The organism is Proteus sp. PR00208 (genome assembly GCF_016238545.1).
Taxonomy (GTDB): domain Bacteria; phylum Pseudomonadota; class Gammaproteobacteria; order Enterobacterales; family Enterobacteriaceae; genus Proteus.
Genome location: NZ_JAEHQE010000047.1, coordinates 1 through 2,128, shown reverse-complemented (window position 1 = coordinate 2,128; position 2,128 = coordinate 1). Strand labels below are relative to the sequence as shown.

The 2,128-nt window shown below is 43.9% G+C and carries 2 protein-coding genes; both read right to left on the bottom strand.

Features of this window, described 5'->3' with window-relative positions; all coding sequences use genetic code 11:
• Positions 1-38: 38 nt before the first annotated feature.
• Positions 39-1,181 (bottom strand): phage major capsid protein, P2 family, encoded by a 1,143-nt coding sequence (locus JEP36_RS17600; RefSeq protein WP_198630564.1) that lies wholly within the window; start codon positions 1,179-1,181, stop codon positions 39-41.
• A gap of 15 nt (positions 1,182-1,196) precedes the next feature.
• Positions 1,197-2,006 carry a GPO family capsid scaffolding protein gene (locus JEP36_RS17595; protein WP_198630563.1) on the bottom strand — a complete coding sequence of 270 codons (810 nt, stop codon included), beginning with the start codon at positions 2,004-2,006 and terminating at the stop codon, positions 1,197-1,199.
• Positions 2,007-2,128: the final 122 nt, after the last annotated feature.

Sequence of the window (2,128 nt, the reverse complement as noted above, 5' to 3'; positions counted from 1 at the left end):
GCTTAGGCTCATGCGGTGTTTTTCCCACGGAGATAACATTATTTCGCCTTTTTATTTTCAGCCGGTGTTTCTTCCGTTACTGCGCTGTTGTCTGTACCGGTGTTATTTTCAGGCGCGATAACGTCAGTGGTTTCGGGTGGTGTTTCTTCGGCATCTTCGCAAACGATATTTTCAACCAATGCCACACCGCGGAAATCTTCAACCACAAAATCTTCATTCACTGATTCGTAGTTTTCAATGCGATCGCGTTTTGCATTATCGAGCACTTGGCGACGACGAGAATTTGCAAGGAAATAAATCGACAAGTTATCAAGACGAGTAATAAAAAAGGCATTTTCAGGAAAGAACGGCGCACGTACAGCCGGTAAACCGCCAATACGTTTCTGACTAATAATGGTATCGGCAGCTAACTTTTCGCTATTATTTTGGTCTTTATTGACCAGTGGGAAATATTTATCTGCTAACAATTTACGCCCACAAATCACAACAAGCCCCGTATCGTCCTGATATTCTGGATCAATTGCCTTATCAATGGTGTCTTGGACTAGCGCATCGAAATTTTGATACGCGCGCCCTTTACCAACATAAACCGGTTTAGCTGTTGTTGTTCCGTCTTTCGTTTCACTGCCCATCACATGCTCAGGTGCACGTTCACGGACTTTTTGTAACCAGCCTGAATTCACATCTTGCAGTAATTGATATTTTTTACGATCAGAGTTATCGGCGCGGTGCGTACCATTAAAACCAATCATAATGCGGTCTAATGCCTGACGGCGGATGATTGCATCACGGATACGGGTTTGAAAATCAGTAAACTTCGCCCACATATCAATTTTTGAATAATCAAGATGGGTGTCGTAATTGGTTTTCTGGCAATGGTAGCTGTTTTTTGTCAGCTTAATTGGATCGCTTGTTTCACGGTCTTTTGCTGTTGTGTCAGTGGTTCCCGCGATAGTTGAGCCAATACCTAAACCAATAGCTTCACCCACTTGGTCATCAACCGGCACAATATTAATGTGCGTTAAAAACTCCGCCGATTGCTGGATCGTAGTTTCTAATTTTTGAGCAGCAGACGGCTCAATCGGTACTTTAGTATCGCTAAACTCTTGGGCGCTAACACCGTAAATTTTACCGAGTTGCGTCATATAAGCATTAAATTTAAAACGAGTTTCTTTTTTCATGGTCTGTTCGTTACCTTAGCAATCCGTCAGCACTTCGCCGTTATTTTCGCCACCCGTTGCCGGCGGACGATGTGAGAACGAGGCGTCTGTATTTTCAAATTGGTTTTTTAATTCAGTGAGTTGTTGCGTAAGTGCTTTTACCGCCTCGCGTTGGTCTGCGCTTTTTAATGCGGTAATTTCTGCTGAAAGGGTCTGCACTTCTTGGGCGCACAGCTCTACGGCCTGATGCACATCGGTAAATCGCGCATCATCACTGTGTTGCTTTTTAGAAAACATCTCTTTAATGACGCTAAAAAGTCCCGGCTTATCGCTTTCTTGTTTTTCGTCAGTAAATTCGAGATGCGTTTCTTCTGCCACAGTAAAGACGTTATCTTTGCTTTGTTTGCGCTCTGAAAGTGGGCTACTTTGTGCATTGGCACTAAATTGCAACATTTCAGTACCTAAACTCGCGGGATTATCGGTCACTGCAAGACCGACCAGATAGGCTTCGCCGGTATCTGAAAAACTCGGATTAATTTCAACAGAGGTATAAACTTTTTGACGTTTTTTATTGAGTTCAATTAAATCAGGTGTTGGATTGATCACTCCATATAATGCCAACTTACCCGCCAGCGCCCCTTCTTTGATTTCCTCGGTATACACCGATTCCACATCACCAAAGCGTGGTGCCCATGAATAGTTATAGTGATCGATATTAACTCGCGCACCATAAACCGCGGGATCAAAGTTTTTCGCAATTTGGGTTAACCACTCGCGGTCAACTCGACGCCCGTCCGTTGTCGCCCCTTCAACACAAAGACGAACCGGTTTTGATTTCTTCGACATGCACTACTCCAGACTGCCGTTTATTCGTTGGTCTGTATGTTGTCGGTTAAAAGGGGCGTTAAACAATGGATAAGGCTTGTTTGAGGAATGGCACAAGGGGAATGAAGCGAATCAGTGATCAG

Excerpts from the sequence above, each read along its gene's own strand:
- JEP36_RS17600 (WP_198630564.1), bottom strand. The coding sequence starts at position 1,181 with ATGAAAAAAGAAACTCGTTTTAAATTTAATGCTTATATGACGCAACTC.
- JEP36_RS17595 (WP_198630563.1), bottom strand. The coding sequence starts at position 2,006 with ATGTCGAAGAAATCAAAACCGGTTCGTCTTTGTGTTGAAGGGGCGACA.